Here is a 15,288-nt window from a genome sequence, read left to right on the forward strand (position 1 = left end):
TGCGCTGTGGTGCGATGCGTCATGCCGCGGTCTCCTCGTCGGGCACCCGGCCCGGCTCCTCGTCCACGTCGCTGACCGGCAGGTTCCGGCCGACCAGCAGGTCGTAGAGGAGCGCGCCGATGAGCGCGCCGATGATCGGTCCCACGATCGGGACCCAGAAATAGGGATCCCCGAACTGGTCTTTGAAGGCCCCTCCGTAGCCGGTCAGGTAGGAGGCGAGCCGCGGCCCGAAGTCACGGGCCGGGTTGATCGCGTAGCCGGCCAGCGTGCCCCACGCCATGCCGATGCCCACGACCAGCAGGCCGATGATGAACGGACCGAGATTCGCCGCGGGGGCGGTGTTGCGCAGGTCGACGATGGCCAGGATGACCATCATCAGGATCGCGGTACCGATGATCTGGTCGAGGAAGCCGCCCCACATGCCGACCCCGAGCTCCGTGCTGCCGTTGCCCGGCAGGGTGGAGAACACCCCCTGGCTCTTGATGGTCAGGCCGGGGTCGAACTTCTCCAGGACCTTGTCGTAGTTCCAGCGGACCACCAGAGCCGCCGCGAACGCGCCGAGGAACTGTGCACCGATGTACGGCAGCACCTTCCGCCAGGCGAAGCCGCGGAACGCCGCCAGGGCGATCGTCACCGCGGGATTGATGTGGGCGCCGCTGATCCGGGCCGACACGTACACGCCCATCGTCACGCCGATACCCCAGGCCCACGCGATCGAGTCGTGATCCCCGATACCCCCGGCCACCACTTGAGCCACCACGCCCACACCGAACAGGATCAGGATGAACGTTCCGGCGAACTCCGCGGAACACTCCCCCAGAAGGGTTCTTGCTTTGACCGCTTCGGTCGTAGCCATGCCGAACCTCCCTTCCACGCCGTGACGACCACGGCTGGCTGGAATGTAGAAGCGTTCGCGAGGCGGCACAACGCTCGTCGTTCGACATTGTCGAACGCTCTCCGCCCGGCCGGTCGCTGCGACACTCGGTGACGTCACAGCAGCGAACAGGTACCTCCCGGCCCGGCGATCACGGCCCGCAGCCCCGGCTCGCCGGCATCGACGGGCAGCTCCACCCGCAGCGCGTCGAGTACGGCGCGCACCTCGTCCGGGTGTGGATGCGTGGCCCCGAACTCGACCAGCTCCGCCGCCGGCAGCCCGGACGCGGCCGGATGACGACTCGAGCCCCAGTCGATCAGGAACGGCACGATCCCGTCGTACGGCGCCCGCTCTGCGACCGTCAGCCGCCAGCTGAGCACGTCACCGGTGGGAGTGGTCCGCGACATCGGCACGATCGGCCCGAGGTCCGCGCCCGCCTGCCGGGCGGCCGCCGCCGCGGCCTCGATGTCGTCCGGGTGGATCGCCCAGGTCACCAGCCGCTCGCCCTCGAGCTCGTCGACGCCGAACGGCACCGGCTCCGTCGTCGCCGGGTGTTCCAGGTCCGGGCCGATGATCTCCAGGTAGGCGGTCGGACCGAGCCCGACGAGGTAGTTCCGGGTGCCGCGACCCTCGTGCCGCCCACCGTCGGCCGGCTGGACCCCGGTCGCCTCGGCGAACCAGGCGACGGTCGCGGCCAGATCGTGGGTGGCGAAGGCGAGGTGATCCAGCGGACTCGGCATGTCCCGACAGTACGACTCCGGGTGGACCAACCATTTGAGACGCTCAGGACGTCAGGGCAGGTGACGATGTCCGACGGAGGGGACTTGATGGGCGACGCCGGGGAGTTCGCGGAGTTTGCTCGGGGGCGGCACGGCGCGTTGTACCGCTATGCGTACCTGCTGGCCGGAGAACGCGGGCTGGCCGAGGACCTGGTGCAGGAGGCGCTGGTGAAGACGTACGTCGCCTGGCGGCGGCTGCGGGACCCGGGGAACGCCGAGGCGTACACGCGAAGGGTGATCACCACGACCGCGATCAGCTGGTGGCGGCGGAAGTCGTGGAACGCCGAGCGGCCGAACGACGATCTGCCCGAACAACTGGCGCCGTCCGAGGACACCACCGCGCGGGTCTGGCTCTGGCACGAGCTGCGGCAGCTGCCGCCCCGGCAGCGGGCGGCGATCGTGCTCAGGTACTACGAGGACCTGACCGAACCGCAGACCGCCGAAGTCCTCAACTGCTCCGTCGGCACTGTGAAGAGCCAGGTCTCGGCCGCGTTGAAGAAGCTCCGCGCCCGCCTCGGCGACGACGCAATCCTCCTGGACAAGGCCGGAGTCACCCGATGACCGATCTGCTCAAGGACACCCTCACCGACCGGGCCGCCGGCGCCGAGCCGCCGGAGCTCGACCTCGACGCGGTCATCGCGCTGGGCGAGCGCCGCCTCCGCCGTCGCCGCACCGGCACCCTCCTCGGTACGGCGTTCGTCGCGCTCGCCGTGATCGCGGCCGGGCTGACCGCGGTCCGGATCATCCGGGCCGACCCGGAACCGGCGGCCAAACCACCCCTCACGTTCACCGACCGGCGGGTGACGTACGCGCTGAACGGCATCATCCACTACGGCGACGCGGAGATCGCGACCGGCACTGCCCGCCTCGCGCGCTTCGTGCAGACCGACGCCGGCTTCGTCTTCGCCGACGGCGGCGAGATCAAGCTGGCCGACGGCCGGACCACCCGGAAGCTGGCCGACGCCACCAGCACCAGCCCGTTGGCCGCGTCCGGCCCGCTGGCCGGCTGGGAGGAGCCGACGAGCACCGGCTCCCGCACCGTCATCCGGGACCTCCGCACCGACAAGGTGGTGTACGACGTCAACCACCCGGGCGGTCTGCACACCACCCCGGCCGACGCGCCGACCAGCCTGGTCGCCATCGACGGCGACTCCGCGTACTTCACCACGGCCGGCGGACTGCTGCAGCTGGACGTGCGCACCCATGTCGGACAGGTGATCCGGCCGACGCACACAGTGTTCAAGTCCCTCACCGTTTCCTCCAGCATCTACGTCTACCTGACCAACGGTCCGGAGGGCATCGGAAAGTACGTCTCCATCAAGCAGCCTCCGAATCAGCGCGTCGGGCGGGCCCTGCAGGAGTACAGCTCCGCCCCGCTCACTGTGGGCGTCTCGACCGTGGGCTCGTCCATCGTTGTCGCCACCAGCGCCAGCCTTCGGGTCTACGACAGCAAAGGCCGTCCGCATGTGACCGTCACCGGCGCGCAGCCGAAGACGTTCGGGCAATGGCTGAACGACACCACCTTCACGGCCGCCGACGCGCCGGGGCGCGACCAGCCCGTCAACCTGCTCAAATGCTGGGTGCCCGCAGGCCTCACCCTGAGCTGTGGCATCGCGAAGTCCGCTGTCGCCGCGAACCCGGAAGATCTCACCTTCCCGTCGAACTGATCGCCGCTGCCAACCGATCGGCCCGGCTCCGCGTCCAGGGAGTTGGATCTTCTCGGCTTTGGAGGGGTTGGATGAGTGTGTCGCTGCTCGGAGGCTGGTTTCCGGCGCTGCTGGATGTCGTGGCCGCCGGGACTCTACTGGCCGCGGTGGGGTGGCGGGACGGGCGGTGGCGCCGGCGGACCGTCCCGCTCGTCGCGGGCGGTGCGGTGCTGGGGACGCTGCTTGCGGCGTACCCGGGAGCGCGACTGGTCGGGATGAACGATCCGCTGCCGTTCCGGGTGTGGCTCTGGTTCGGTTTCGGCCTGGCCGCACTGGTCGTGCTGGCCGTCGGCTGGCGCAGTGCGCGGTGGTGGCGGCGCGGAACGGCGGTCGTCGCGATCGCGCTCGCCTCCCTGGTCTGCGCGAACCAGATCAACCAGTTCGTCGGGTACTACCCCACCATCTCAGCGGCTGTGAACGACTGGACCGACACTCCACTGCCCGGTCAGGAGTCGATGGCCGGGCTGGCTCACCAGGCCGGTACGGCGAAACTCCCGCGGGCCGGTCGACTGGTCGCGGTCAACATCCCCGCGACGTACAGCGGTTTCCGGCACCGGCAGGAGCTCGTCTACCTGCCGCCGATCTGGTTCCGCGGCCGGCATCGCCCGGCGCTGCCGGTGGTGGAGATGATCGGCGGCGAGCGTGGTGGCCCGGGTGACTGGGTCCGGCTCGGCAACGCCGTACAGGTCTCGGACGCGTACGCCCGCCGGCACCACGGGTACGCGCCGATCCTGGTCTTCACCGACCCGATCGCGAGGTTCGACAACGACACCGAGTGCGTGAACGGCCCGCGCGGCAACTCCGCCGACCACCTCGACCAGGACATCCCGCACTTCCTCCAGAACACCTTCGGCGCCTCGAAGAATCCGCACCAGTGGGCCGTCGCCGGGTTCTCGATGGGCGGCACCTGCGCCCTCGACCTGGTGGTCGAGCATCCGTCGATCTTCACCCACTTCATCGACATCTCCGGCGACCTGGCCCCGTACACCGGCGACCCGGCCCAGACCCTGTCCGACCTGTACGGCGGCAACGTCGCGGCCGAGCACGCGAACGAGGCGCTCCTGGTGATGCATGCCCACGGCCCCTACCAGGGGGTCAGCGGCCAGTTCCTCACCAGCACCGCCGAGCTCAGGCATCAGCACGAGGCCGCGGAGCTGTCCAAGGCGGCCGCCAAGGTCGGGATCTGGTCCCGGGTCACAGTCTCCCCCGGCACCCACGTGTGGCAGTTCGCCGGGCCCGCCTTCGCGTCGGCCTATCCCTGGCTGGCGAACCAGCTCGTCACGAAATCGGCGTGATCCCCAGACTGCGACGGTTCACCACCGCGCTGCTCCTCGCCGTCCTGGTCAGCACCCTGGCCGGCGGAGCGCCGCCACAATTGCCGATAGCAACGACCACGCAGCTCCAGGTGGTGGCACTCGGCGACTCGGTCACCTCCGGCACCGCCTGCCGCTGCGCCGCCTTCCCCGCGATGTACGGCGTACTCCTGCACGAGCACACCGGCGACACCGTCTCGGTCGACAACCTGGGCGCCGGTGGGCTCGACTCCACCGGCCTCCTCAATCGGCTCGACCAGGCCGGCTCCCGCACCGAGACAGCGACCTCGACGGCCGACGTCGTACTCCTCACCATCGGTGCCAACGACTTCGGCGACCACCACGACGACATCACCACCGGCCGGTGCACCGACACCGACTGCGTCGCCGACGAGCTCGAGCAGCTCAGCACCAACCTGCACCGGATCCTCGACCGGATCGGAGCACTCCGCGCCGGCCGCGCGACCACCGTCCTCGTTACCGGCTACTGGAACGTCTTCGAGGACGGCGAGGTCGCCCGCCGTACCTTCCCCGCCACCGGCCGGGCCGCGACCACCGACCTGACCCTGCGCGTCAACGCGATCATCGCCGACGTCGCCGCCTCGACCGGTGTCACCTACGTCGACCTCTACGCAGCCTTCGAGCGACCCGGTACGGACGTCACAGCCCTGCTAGCCCCGGACGGCGACCATCCCAACGCGGCCGGCCATCAGCTGATCGCCCAACGGCTCGCGAACACAGGCTTGCCCAGGGCAACCTTCCACTGACCGTCAGCTGGGGTCGGTGTCCGGGCTCGGGGCTGGGGCGACCGGCTTGTCGCTGGGCTGGTTCTCCGGGAAGTGGCACGCGGTCTGGTGCCCGGGAGCCAGCTGGAGCAGCGGCGGCTCGGTGGTCTTGCAGATGTCCTGGGCCTTCCAGCACCGGGTGTGGAAGCGGCACGCGGGCGGCGGGTTGATCGGGCTCGGGACGTCGCCCTGCAGGCGGATGCGCTCCTGCTTGCCCTTGCGCTTGGTGTCCGGGACCGGGACGGCCGACAGCAGCGCCACAGTGTAGGGGTGCATCGGCTTCTCGTACAGGTCGACCCGGTCGGCGAGCTCGACGATCTTGCCGAGGTACATGACCGCGACCCGGTCCGACACGTGCCGTACGACGGACAGGTCGTGGGCGATCATCACGTAGGTCAGGTCGAACTCGGTCTGCAGGTCCTCCAGCAGGTTGACGACCTGGGCCTGGATCGACACGTCCAGCGCGGACACCGGCTCGTCGGCGACGATCAGCTTCGGCCGGAGAGCGAGCGTCCGGGCGATGCCGATGCGCTGGCGCTGCCCGCCGGAGAACTCGTGCGGGTAGCGGTTGTAGTGCTCCGGGCTCAGGCCGACCAGCTCGAGCAGCTCCTGGACGGACTTCTTCACGCCGTGCTCGGTCTTCACGTGCTGCAGCCGGAACGGCGCGCCGACGATCTTGCCGACCGTGTGCCGCGGGTTCAGCGAGCCGTACGGGTCCTGGAAGATCATCTGCACGTCGCGCCGCAGCGGACGCATCCGGCCCTCGCGGAGGTGGCTGATGTCCTGGCCTTCGAGGATGATCGTGCCCGACGTCGGCTCCAGCAGGCGGGTCAGCAGCCGGCCGGTCGTGGTCTTGCCGCACCCGGACTCCCCCACCAGCGACAGGGTCTCGCCGCGGGTGACGTTGAACGTCAGACCGTCGACCGCCTGGACGGCGCCGACCTGGCGCTGCATCAGGCCCTTGCGGATCGGGAAGTGCTTCACCAGGCCGCTGACCGACAGCAGTTCCTCGCCGATCTTCGGCGCGACAACGCCCGGGACGGCGGTGGGGTCGGTGCTCGCAGTCGTCACAGTCGTCGTCCTGTTCACAGCTTCGGCTTGATGTCGGTCTCCCAGGCTTGCTTGCGCTGCTCCGGGGTGAGATGGCAGGCGACCATGTGACCGTCGCCGATGTCCAGCAGCTCGGGACGCTCGGTCTCGCTGGCGCCGCGGGTCAGGTGCGCGTAGTCGCAGCGCGGGTTGAAGGGGCATCCGCTCGGCACGTTGATCAGGCTCGGCGGCGTGCCCTTGATCGGGATCAGTCGCTCGCTGCGCTCCCGGTCGATGCGGGGCATCGAGCCGAGCAGACCCCAGGTGTACGGGTGCTGCGGGCGGTCGAAGATGTCCTCCGCGGTGCTGTACTCGATCGCCCGGCCGGCGTACATCACCTGGATGTCGTCGGCCAGTTCGGCGACCACGCCCAGGTCGTGGGTGATGATGATGACCGCCGAGTTGAACTCGCGCTGCAGGTCCCGGATCAGGTCCAGGATCTGCGCCTGCACGGTCACGTCGAGCGCGGTGGTCGGCTCGTCCGCGATCAGCAGGTCGGGGTCGCAGGACAGCGCCATCGCGATCATCGCGCGCTGCCGCATACCGCCGGAGAACTCGTGCGGGTACGCGTCCACGCGCTTGTCCGGCTGCGGGATGCCGACCCGGTCGAGCATCTCGATCGCGTGCTTGCGCGCGACCTGCTTGCTGACGTGGTTGTGCACCCGGTACGCCTCGATGATCTGGTGCCCGACGGTGTAGAACGGATGCATCGCGGAGAGCGGGTCCTGGAAGATCATCGCCATCCGCTTGCCGCGGAGCTGCCGAACCTCCTCGGGCGTCGACGAGACCAGGTCCTGGCCGTCGAGGAAGATCTCGCCGCTGATCTTGGCCGCACCCCGTGGGTTCAGGCCCATGATCGACAGGCTGGTCACACTCTTGCCCGAGCCGGACTCGCCCACGATGCCGAGCGTCTTCCCGCGCTCGAGCTTGAACGAGATCCCGTCGACCGACTTCACCACTCCGTCGTCGGTCGGGAAGTGCACTTTCAGATCGCGCACGTCGAGGAACGCCTCGCCTCGCTCGATCCGCTGCACGGTGTCTTGTTTCGGCTCGGTCACGAGATGCGCACCCTCGGGTCGACGATGGCGTACATGAGGTCGACGATCAGGTTCGCCAGCACGATGAAGAACGCGGCGACCAGAGTCACGCCGAGCACCTTGGGCAGATCGTTGGCCCGCAGTGCGATGACGGCGTACTGACCGATGCCGGGCAGCGAGAACGTCGTCTCGGTCAGGATCGCACCACCCAGCAACAGGCCGAGGTCCAGGCCGAAGATGGTCAGAATCGGGGTCAGTGTCGCCCGCAGGCCGTGGCGGGTCACCACGGTCCGCTCGGTCAGGCCCTTGGCCCGAGCGGTCCTGACGTAGTCCTCGTTCATGGTCTCCAGCATGCCCGCCCGGGTGAGTCGTGCATACGCCGCGGCGTACAGGAACGCGAGTGTGGTCCAGGGCAGGATCAGGTCGTAAGCCCACTCGAGCGGATTGGACGCGTCCATCGGGTTGGCCCCGCCCTGCGCGGTCCAGCCAAGACCGTAGCTGAAGATCGACAGCGCGAGCAGACCGGTGAAGAAGATCGGTAGCGAGACACCGGCCAGCGCCACTGACATCAGTGATCGGTCCAGCACCGATCCACGTCTGAGCGCCGAGATGACACCGGTGCCGACACCGGCGATCAGCCAGATCACGGCAGCACCGACCGCCAGCGATATCGTGACCGGTATTCGGTCGACAAGGTCCGGCCAGACCGGCTGCTGGGTGAGGAACGAGTAACCGAAGCACGGCGCCGGGCAGCGCTCGGTGGAGGGACCGTAGTTGTAGTCCTGGCCGACGACCAAGCCCTTGATGAAGCGGCCGTATTGTTCGTACAGCGGGTCGGTGAAGCCCAGCTTGACCGCCGTCTCGTGGATCTGCGCCTCGCCGGCGCTCTTGCCGACATAGCGCGACGCCAGGTCGTCCGCTGTCGCGCCGCCGAACCGGGGAACCAGGAAGAAGATCGAGAACGTGACGGCCGTGACGATGAAGAGCAGGACCACTGCTCCGATCACCCGGCGGACTAAGTATGCAAACACCTGGTCGGCGTGGTGGCCGGTGGTCCCTGGGGATCACCGGCCACCGCTAGCCTTCACCTACCTCTGATTGGGAAGTGTCGATCGAACGGCGGGCCGACTACTTCGGAGCCACGCCGAGTGCGGTGTAGTCGTACATGTTCTGGCTGTCGCTGATGAACACGTTCGTGAGCGTATCCGGCCGGTACAGCAGGCCCTTGGCCCAGATGCCCGGCAGGACGGCGGCCTGCTCCATGACCTTCTTGTCGACGTCGACCCAGATCTTCTCGCGGGCCGTCTTGTCGGTGGTCTCCAGGGCCTTGTCGATCAGCTGGTCCACCTCAGGGATCTTGATGCCGAGGTTCGTGTTACCACCGGCGGCCCGAATGACCCGGCTGTCCACGATCTGGCTCAGGAAGCCGAAGCCGTCCGGCCAGTCAGCACCCCAGCCGTAGACGATCAGACCGAGGTTGTTGGCCTTCGCGAAGTCCGGCTTGCCGGCGTACAGCTTGGTGTAGTCACCGGTCGGGTAGGGCTTGGTGGTCACGTTGATGCCGACCCGCTTCAGCGACTGCTGCAGCGACTCCGCGGTCGCCTTCTCCTTCGGCCGGTCCGCGCGGTAGCTGATGTTGGTGCTGAAGCCGTTCGGCATTCCGCACGCCGTCAGCGCTTCCTTGGCCTTGTCCAGGTTGCCGTTCTTGTCGGTCTCGAAGCCGTAGTCGTCGAACTTCTCCGCGCCCGCGACCAGCGGCGGCATCAGGTTGGTGGCGATGTCACCACCGACCGGACCGCCGTACGCGCGCTGGTAGCCCTCGTGGTCGGCGGCGTACAGCACGGCCTTGCGGCAGTTGATGTTGTCGAACGGCTTGACGTCGCTGTTCAGCACGGTGAACCACAGCCGGGGGGCTGCGGCGTTGTCGGCGTGAGCCTTGAGGTCCGGGTTCGCCAGGACCTTCGCCTGGGTCTCCGCGGTGACGCCGGTGCCTGCGATGTCGACGTCGAGGTCACCGGACTGCAGCCGGTTGTCGATGTCGGCGCTGTTCACGTTGTACGCGACGGTGATCTTGTCCGGCAGCGCCTTGCGGCCCGAGTCCGGGTCGGTCGCCGGGTCGTACTGATCGTTGCGAATCAGCGAGATGCCCTTGTTCGGGTCGTTGCTCTCGAACTTGTACGGACCGGTGGCGATCGGGTGCAACTGGTACTTCGTTCCGGTGTCCTTGGCCTGCGGCACCGGAGCGGTGGACGGCAACTGGGCGAAGTAGTCGAAGCCGGCGAACGGCTTGTTCAGGTGGAACACGATCGTCTGGTCGTCCGGCGTCTCGATCGCCTTCGCGATGCCGGCGAGCGCAGTGTCCTTGTAGGGGCTGAAGTCCTTCGGAACGTCCAGCAGGAAGTCGTTGAAATACGTCGGGCCGTTCGGGAAGGTCGTCTTGTCCATCGAGCGCGCGACGGCGTACTTGACGTCCTTGGACGTCACCGGCGTGCCGTCCTCGAACTTCACGCCCTTGCGGATCTTGTAGGTCCAGGTCTTCGCGTTGTCGCTGGGCACGCCGAGGGTCTCGGCGAGGTCCGGAACGACTTCCGTGCCGCCCGCGCCGGGAGCCGACTTGAAGACCGTCAGCGGCCGGACGTAGTTGCGGATGAGGTTCCAGGACAAGCCGTAGTAGGTGTCACCCGGGTCCGTGGAGTCCCACTTCTCGGTGATGGCCATCCGGAGCGTGCCGCCCTTTTGGTCGGTCGGCTTGAACACCTTTCCGACGGCCGCGTTGTACTCGGCCTTGGTGGCACCGGCGGTGCTGGTGCCGCCCCCGGCGTCGTCGGAGCCCCCGCAAGCCGCGAGGCCCAGTGCGACGACCGCACTGACGGCGGTTGCCGTCGTGATGCGATTCCATCTCATCTCTTGTTGCACCCCTTTTTTCGTGAGAGCCAGGCTCCCTGGTTGGAGGTAGGTCTCAGTGCGAGCGTGGGTCGAGGGCGTCCCGCAGCCCATCACCGAACAGGTTGAAGGCCAGCACCGTGATGAAGATGGCCAGGCCGGCAGGCACCATGTAGAGCGGCTCGACCTGGTACCAGTTCGCGGCCCCGGACAGCATGTCGCCCCAACTGGAGGTCGGCGGCCGGACCCCGACACCGAGATACGACAGACCCGCTTCGAACAGCACGTTCGTCGGAATCAGCAGAGTCGCGTAGACCAGGATCGGTGCGACCAGGTTCGGCAGCAACTCGGTGAACAAGATGTACGGGCGCCGCGCACCGAGGCTGCGGGCGGCGTCGACGAACTCCCGTTCGCGCAGCGACAGCGTCTGGCCGCGGATGATCCGTCCGATGTACGGCCAACTGAAGAACCCGATGATGAAGACGATCAGCGCGACCCGCAACGAGTCTCCCTGGAGGCCGAAGGCCGAGTCCGGGATCGCACCGACCAGGGCCAGCGCGAACAGCACCAGCGGGAAGGCGAGGAAGATGTCCATCAAGCGACTGATGAGGGTATCCACCACGCCGCCGAAGTAGCCCGCGATGACGCCCATCACGACCCCGATCACCACCGCCACCAGAGTGGCCAGGAAGGCGATCAGCAGTGAGATCCGGGCGCCGTACACGATCCGGGCGAAGATGTCGCGACCGTTCACCGGCTCGATCCCGAACGGGTGGTCCCAGCTGATCCCGTTCCACTTGCCGATCGGCGTCTGCAGCGACGGGTCGACGAGGTCCTGGTGGAAGTCGTTCGGTGTGACGCCGACGATCTTGCAGATCAGCGGCGCGAAGACCGCGACGAGGATCAGCAGGAGCACCACGACGCCGCCGGCCATCGCGACCTTGTCACGCTTGAGGCGCATCCAGGAGATCTGCCAGAGCGAGCGGCCTTCGATCCTGCGTACACCCGCGACGACGGCCTCCGGCTCGGCTGCCGACGATCCGGGTTCGACGTCGAGTGGGGTAGTCACGCGATGGGTTCCCCTGCCTGATTCAGTACGGACCGGTACGAGACCGGTTTGGCTGGCTGCCGCCTAAACCTGCCGCCATTACAGTGCGGAGTCAAACGCCGGAAGGGCTGCGTTGCCCGATCGTGATCGTCAGGAAATCGTCCCGTATCGTGGACAATCCGCAGTAAACCACGGCGCCACACCCACGGTCGCCGCCACCTCGCGAACCGTTACTGTCATGGCATCTTTGTGTCATTTCCGCAGCGCGGACAGATGCAGGAACGAGAGCGGGTCGACCGCCGCCGGGATATTCTCCACATCCTTGCCCGCAACTACGGTGAGTCGCCCCTGCCAGCTCGGGACGACCGGCGCCTCGTGGGCGAGCACGCCCTGGAGCTGCCCGACCAGGTCGTCGCGCTTCAGCCCGTTCTGCTCGGTCGCTTCCTGCTGCAGCAGCTTCGCGGCCGCCGCCGAGCGGTAACCGTTCTGGAACGCTCCGTTGCCGGCGACGAACGGCGCCAGGTAGTCGTCCGCGTCCGGGTAGTCCGGGATCCAGCTCCCCTGGAACAGGTCGTACGCCCCGGCCCGGGTCAGCTGCTGGTACTGCGGCCACTCCGCGCTCCGCAGCGTCACCCGGAACAGCCCCGAGGCCTCGAGCTGCCGTTTCAGCTCGAGCACCTCGGCCTTCGCGCCGGCGCCGTACTGCGTCGGCGTCCAGCCGACCGTGAGCGGCACCGGCACGGTGATGCCCGCGTCCTTGAGGATCGCGGCGGCAGCCGTCTTGCTCGGCTGCTTGTACTCGGTCTTGAACGCGTCGACCTGCCCGCCGAACCCCGGCGGCACCACGGAGTACAGCGGACTGACGTGGTCGCCGTACGCCTTCTTGGCGATCGCCGGGCGGTCGATCAGCTGGGCGACCGCCCGCCGGACCGCCGGCTGCCGCGCGACCAGGGACTTCATGTGGAAGGCGAAGAACCGGATCTCCGCGTAGTCCGACTCGGTCACCTGAACCTGGTCCGACTTGCGCAGCTTGTCCAGCAGGCTCGGGCCGAAGCCGTGGAAGGCGAGGTCGGCCTTGCCGGTGGTGATCGCCTGGTAGAGCGCGGTGGAGTCCTTCAGCTGGTCGATCTGAACGCCGTCGTTCTGCGCGCCGCGCGGACCGCGGTACCCGGTGAACTTCGCCAGGGTGAGCTCCTCGCCGGGCTTGTACGCGGTCAGCTGGTACGGGCCGCTGCCGATCGCCTTGCCCTCGAGCAACTTGTTCGCCGGGTACGACTCCTCGTCCACGATCGACGCGGCGGTCGTGGTCAGCAGGTACGGGAGCCGGGCGTCCGGGGACTTCAGGTTGAACACCGCGGTCAGGTCGTCCGGCGTACTCACCGACTTCACCGAGCCGAACAGGCCGGCCGCGCCACCGGGCGTCTTCAGCCGCAGCATCCGGTCGAAGCTGAACTTCACGTCCGACGAGGTCAACTCGTGCCCGTTCGGGAAGGTCAGGTGCTCCTTCAGGCTGCACGTGTACGTCGTCGGCGAGTCGAACTGGCAGTCCGCGGCGTCCGGCACCGGGGTCGGCTTGCCCGGCATGATCGTCAGCAGGGTCTGGTACAGGTTCGCCTGCACGGTCCGCGAGCTCACGTCGTACGGCCCGGCCGGGTCGAGGGACCCGATCGCGTCGGTGGTGACGAGCCGCAGCACCATCAGCTTCGGCGTCGGGTCACCCGGGTGCGGCGCGTTGTCGTCCGGCTGCCCGCACGCCGCCAGCGACACGCCCACCGAGCCCACCGCGACGGCCGCCGCAACCCGGCGCACCCACTCGCTCACCATCTCTCCCATCCCCAGCCCATGACCCGTTCAACGCCCCAAGTGTCCCGTGGTGATGGTTGCTCGAACGATTGCGGTGTCCAGGTGCGTGCATCGCAAGGCGGAGCGGCGTCCTCGATGCGGGTTTCATCGTGGACGCTGCTCCAACGCCGCGAGGCGCGTGCCTGGGTGCCGCAAGCGTCGAGCAACCATCACCACGGGACACTTCGGCACCAAGTGACGGTAGCTCGTCAACGGAGCAGGTCGCGAAGGGACTCCGGGGTGAGGGGTTCGAGGGAGGTGACCACGAGCCGGCGGGGCGCCTCCGGGATCGACACCCACTGCGGTACGGCGACGACGTACATGCCGGCCGCCGTCCCGGCCTGGGTCCCGGTGACCGAGTCCTCGATCACGACGCAGTGGGCCGGGTCGACGCCGAGCTTCGCCGCGGCGGTCAGGTACGGCTCCGGGTGAGGCTTGCCCAGCGTCACCTCGTCGCCCGCCACGATCACGTCGAACGGATCCGGCGGCAGGTGGCCGAGCACCGCGTCGATCATCACCCGGTACGACGCCGACACCAGCGCGCACGGTACTTCTTCCTTGCGCAGCGCCTGCAGCAGCTCCATCGCGCCCGGCTGGAAGGTCACCTCCCGGCGGAGCGACTCGACCACCTCGGAGAACATCCGGTCGGCCAGCTCCTCCGCGGTGATCACCCCGGCCGGGATCCGCGACATCCACACCTGCACCGCGTCCCGCAGATCGCTGCCGATCAGCCCGACGCAGTCCTCGACCGTCCAGGTCGCACCGAGCTCGGCCAGCAGCCGCAGCTGCACCTCCGCCCAGACCTTCTCGGAGTCGACCAACGTCCCGTCCATGTCCCACAGCACCGCTTGCAGGGGTGGCAACTCCAGCTCCTCCGAAAGGTCTCCCGCCCGAACACGTCGTACCCATTCTCCCGTCCCACCCCAGGTCAGGACATTCCGGGTCTCACCGACACGTTCCGCTGGACGTGAAACCCGGCGCAGCGAACCGTCCGAGCACGTAGGCTGGCAGTCCGGTTTCCGGCGACCCCGCCGGATGGCTACAGAGACGACAGGGGGCCTGCGAGTGGTTGACCTCGCGAACCTGAGGGACCCGGTCGTGATCGCCGCGTTCGAGGGCTGGAACGACGCGGCCGAGGCGGCCACCGGTGCGGTCGACCACCTGATCGACGAGTGGGACGCGGAACTCGTCACCGCGATCGACCCCGAGGACTACTACGACTTCCAGGTGAACCGCCCCCAGGTCGGCTTCGACGAGGACGGCGTACGGCGGCTCACCTGGCCGACCACCCGGGTGTACCTGGCCCGCCCCGAGGACAGCGACCGCGACGTCCTGCTGATCCGCGGCATCGAGCCGAACATGCGCTGGCGCGGCTTCTGCCAGGAGTTGCTCGAGGTCGTCGACGAGTCCAACGCGCAGATCGTCGTCGTCCTCGGCGCCCTCCTCGCGGACTCCCCCCACACCCGCCCGATCCCGGTCTCGGCCAGCTCGTCCGACCCCGAGCTCAGCGCGTCCTGGAGCCTCGAGCCGTCGACGTACGAAGGCCCCACCGGCATCACCGGCGTCTTCGCCGACCTCTGCGGGACCCTCGGCGTACCGTCGGTCTCGATCTGGTCCGCGATCCCGCACTACATCGCCGGCACCCCGTGCCCGAAGGCGTCCCTCGCACTCCTCGGCAAGGTCGAGGCACTGCTCGACCTCCCGATCCCGGAGGGCGAGCTGCCGGAGCTGGCGCGCGCCTGGCAGCGCGGGGCCGACGAGCTCTCCGAAGAGGACCCGGAAGTCGCCGAGTACGTCCAGTCGCTCGAGGAGCAACGCGACACCGCCGACCTCCCCGAGGCGACCGGCGAGGCGATCGCGGCCGAGTTCGAGCGCTACCTGAGGCGGCGCAACAAGAACCACCCGAGCGACTAGAGGTACTGGGTCCTTCCC

14 protein-coding genes are annotated in these 15,288 nt (G+C 68.3%); 5 read left to right on the top strand and 9 right to left on the bottom strand.

Translation table 11 applies throughout. From position 1 onward, the window contains the following. Positions 1-19: 19 nt before the first annotated feature. Both ACZ6O0_RS02410 and ACZ6O0_RS02415 read right to left on the bottom strand, forming a co-directional pair. Positions 20-856, bottom strand: a complete 837-nt coding sequence (locus ACZ6O0_RS02410; RefSeq protein ID WP_465763012.1) for an MIP/aquaporin family protein — start codon at positions 854-856, stop codon at positions 20-22. Between the two features lie 134 nt (positions 857-990). Then, a complete protein-coding gene (locus ACZ6O0_RS02415) occupies positions 991-1,614 on the bottom strand; it encodes a VOC family protein (RefSeq protein WP_465763013.1) in 624 nt (207 codons plus the stop codon). 66 nt (positions 1,615-1,680) lie between these two features. Between ACZ6O0_RS02415 and ACZ6O0_RS02420 the strand changes: the two genes are divergently transcribed. The 4 genes from ACZ6O0_RS02420 (at position 1,681) to ACZ6O0_RS02435 (ending at position 5,439) form a co-directional block, all read left to right on the top strand. Beyond that, entirely contained in the window at positions 1,681-2,214 is a 534-nt protein-coding gene (locus ACZ6O0_RS02420) for a SigE family RNA polymerase sigma factor (RefSeq protein WP_465763014.1), read from the top strand. Continuing rightward, complete coding sequence (locus ACZ6O0_RS02425) at positions 2,211-3,320, top strand: hypothetical protein (protein ID WP_465763015.1); 1,110 nt, start codon at positions 2,211-2,213, stop codon at positions 3,318-3,320. Before ACZ6O0_RS02420 ends, ACZ6O0_RS02425 begins: the two co-directional genes overlap by 4 nt. A gap of 71 nt (positions 3,321-3,391) precedes the next feature. After that, positions 3,392-4,654, top strand: coding sequence for an alpha/beta hydrolase (locus ACZ6O0_RS02430; RefSeq protein ID WP_465763016.1), 1,263 nt, complete (start codon positions 3,392-3,394; stop codon positions 4,652-4,654). Next, positions 4,651-5,439 (top strand): SGNH/GDSL hydrolase family protein, encoded by a 789-nt coding sequence (locus tag ACZ6O0_RS02435; protein WP_465763017.1) that lies wholly within the window; start codon positions 4,651-4,653, stop codon positions 5,437-5,439. The genes ACZ6O0_RS02430 and ACZ6O0_RS02435 overlap by 4 nt, the downstream gene beginning before the upstream one ends. A gap of 3 nt (positions 5,440-5,442) precedes the next feature. Here the strand turns inward: ACZ6O0_RS02435 and ACZ6O0_RS02440 are convergent, their stop codons facing one another. The 7 genes from ACZ6O0_RS02440 to ACZ6O0_RS02470 form a co-directional block, all read right to left on the bottom strand. Next, entirely contained in the window at positions 5,443-6,528 is a 1,086-nt protein-coding gene (locus tag ACZ6O0_RS02440; protein WP_465763018.1) for an ABC transporter ATP-binding protein, read from the bottom strand. 14 nt (positions 6,529-6,542) lie between these two features. After that, positions 6,543-7,604 (bottom strand): ABC transporter ATP-binding protein, encoded by a 1,062-nt coding sequence (locus ACZ6O0_RS02445; RefSeq protein WP_465763019.1) that lies wholly within the window; start codon positions 7,602-7,604, stop codon positions 6,543-6,545. Further along, positions 7,601-8,614 (bottom strand): ABC transporter permease, encoded by a 1,014-nt coding sequence (locus ACZ6O0_RS02450; protein ID WP_465763020.1) that lies wholly within the window; start codon positions 8,612-8,614, stop codon positions 7,601-7,603. Before ACZ6O0_RS02450 ends, ACZ6O0_RS02445 begins: the two co-directional genes overlap by 4 nt. 97 nt (positions 8,615-8,711) lie before the next feature. Next, positions 8,712-10,487: an ABC transporter substrate-binding protein gene (locus ACZ6O0_RS02455; protein ID WP_465763021.1), complete on the bottom strand. Its 1,776-nt coding sequence runs from the start codon at positions 10,485-10,487 to the stop codon at positions 8,712-8,714. Between the two features lie 55 nt (positions 10,488-10,542). Then, positions 10,543-11,535: an ABC transporter permease gene (locus ACZ6O0_RS02460; protein ID WP_465763022.1), complete on the bottom strand. Its 993-nt coding sequence runs from the start codon at positions 11,533-11,535 to the stop codon at positions 10,543-10,545. Positions 11,536-11,766: 231 nt separating this feature from the next. Beyond that, positions 11,767-13,338: an ABC transporter substrate-binding protein gene (locus ACZ6O0_RS02465; protein WP_465763023.1), complete on the bottom strand. Its 1,572-nt coding sequence runs from the start codon at positions 13,336-13,338 to the stop codon at positions 11,767-11,769. A 227-nt stretch (positions 13,339-13,565) separates the two neighbouring features. Next, positions 13,566-14,219: an HAD family hydrolase gene (locus tag ACZ6O0_RS02470; RefSeq protein WP_465763024.1), complete on the bottom strand. Its 654-nt coding sequence runs from the start codon at positions 14,217-14,219 to the stop codon at positions 13,566-13,568. A gap of 202 nt (positions 14,220-14,421) precedes the next feature. On the opposite strand from ACZ6O0_RS02470, the gene ACZ6O0_RS02475 reads away from it, so the two are divergent. Next, entirely contained in the window at positions 14,422-15,270 is an 849-nt protein-coding gene (locus ACZ6O0_RS02475; RefSeq protein ID WP_465763025.1) for a PAC2 family protein, read from the top strand. The last annotated feature ends 18 nt before the right edge of the window (positions 15,271-15,288 follow it).

This window comes from Kribbella sp. NPDC048837 (assembly GCF_055586945.1).

What these genes read in the sequence shown, in the direction of transcription:
- ACZ6O0_RS02410 (WP_465763012.1), bottom strand. Translation starts at nt 856, where the DNA reads ATGGCTACGACCGAAGCGGTCAAAGCAAGAACCCTTCTGGGGGAGTGT.
- ACZ6O0_RS02415 (WP_465763013.1), bottom strand. Translation starts at nt 1,614, where the DNA reads ATGCCGAGTCCGCTGGATCACCTCGCCTTCGCCACCCACGATCTGGCC.
- ACZ6O0_RS02420 (WP_465763014.1), top strand. Translation starts at nt 1,681, where the DNA reads ATGTCCGACGGAGGGGACTTGATGGGCGACGCCGGGGAGTTCGCGGAG.
- ACZ6O0_RS02425 (WP_465763015.1), top strand. Translation starts at nt 2,211, where the DNA reads ATGACCGATCTGCTCAAGGACACCCTCACCGACCGGGCCGCCGGCGCC.
- ACZ6O0_RS02430 (WP_465763016.1), top strand. Translation starts at nt 3,392, where the DNA reads ATGAGTGTGTCGCTGCTCGGAGGCTGGTTTCCGGCGCTGCTGGATGTC.
- ACZ6O0_RS02455 (WP_465763021.1), bottom strand. Translation starts at nt 10,487, where the DNA reads ATGAGATGGAATCGCATCACGACGGCAACCGCCGTCAGTGCGGTCGTC.
- ACZ6O0_RS02465 (WP_465763023.1), bottom strand. Translation starts at nt 13,338, where the DNA reads ATGGTGAGCGAGTGGGTGCGCCGGGTTGCGGCGGCCGTCGCGGTGGGC.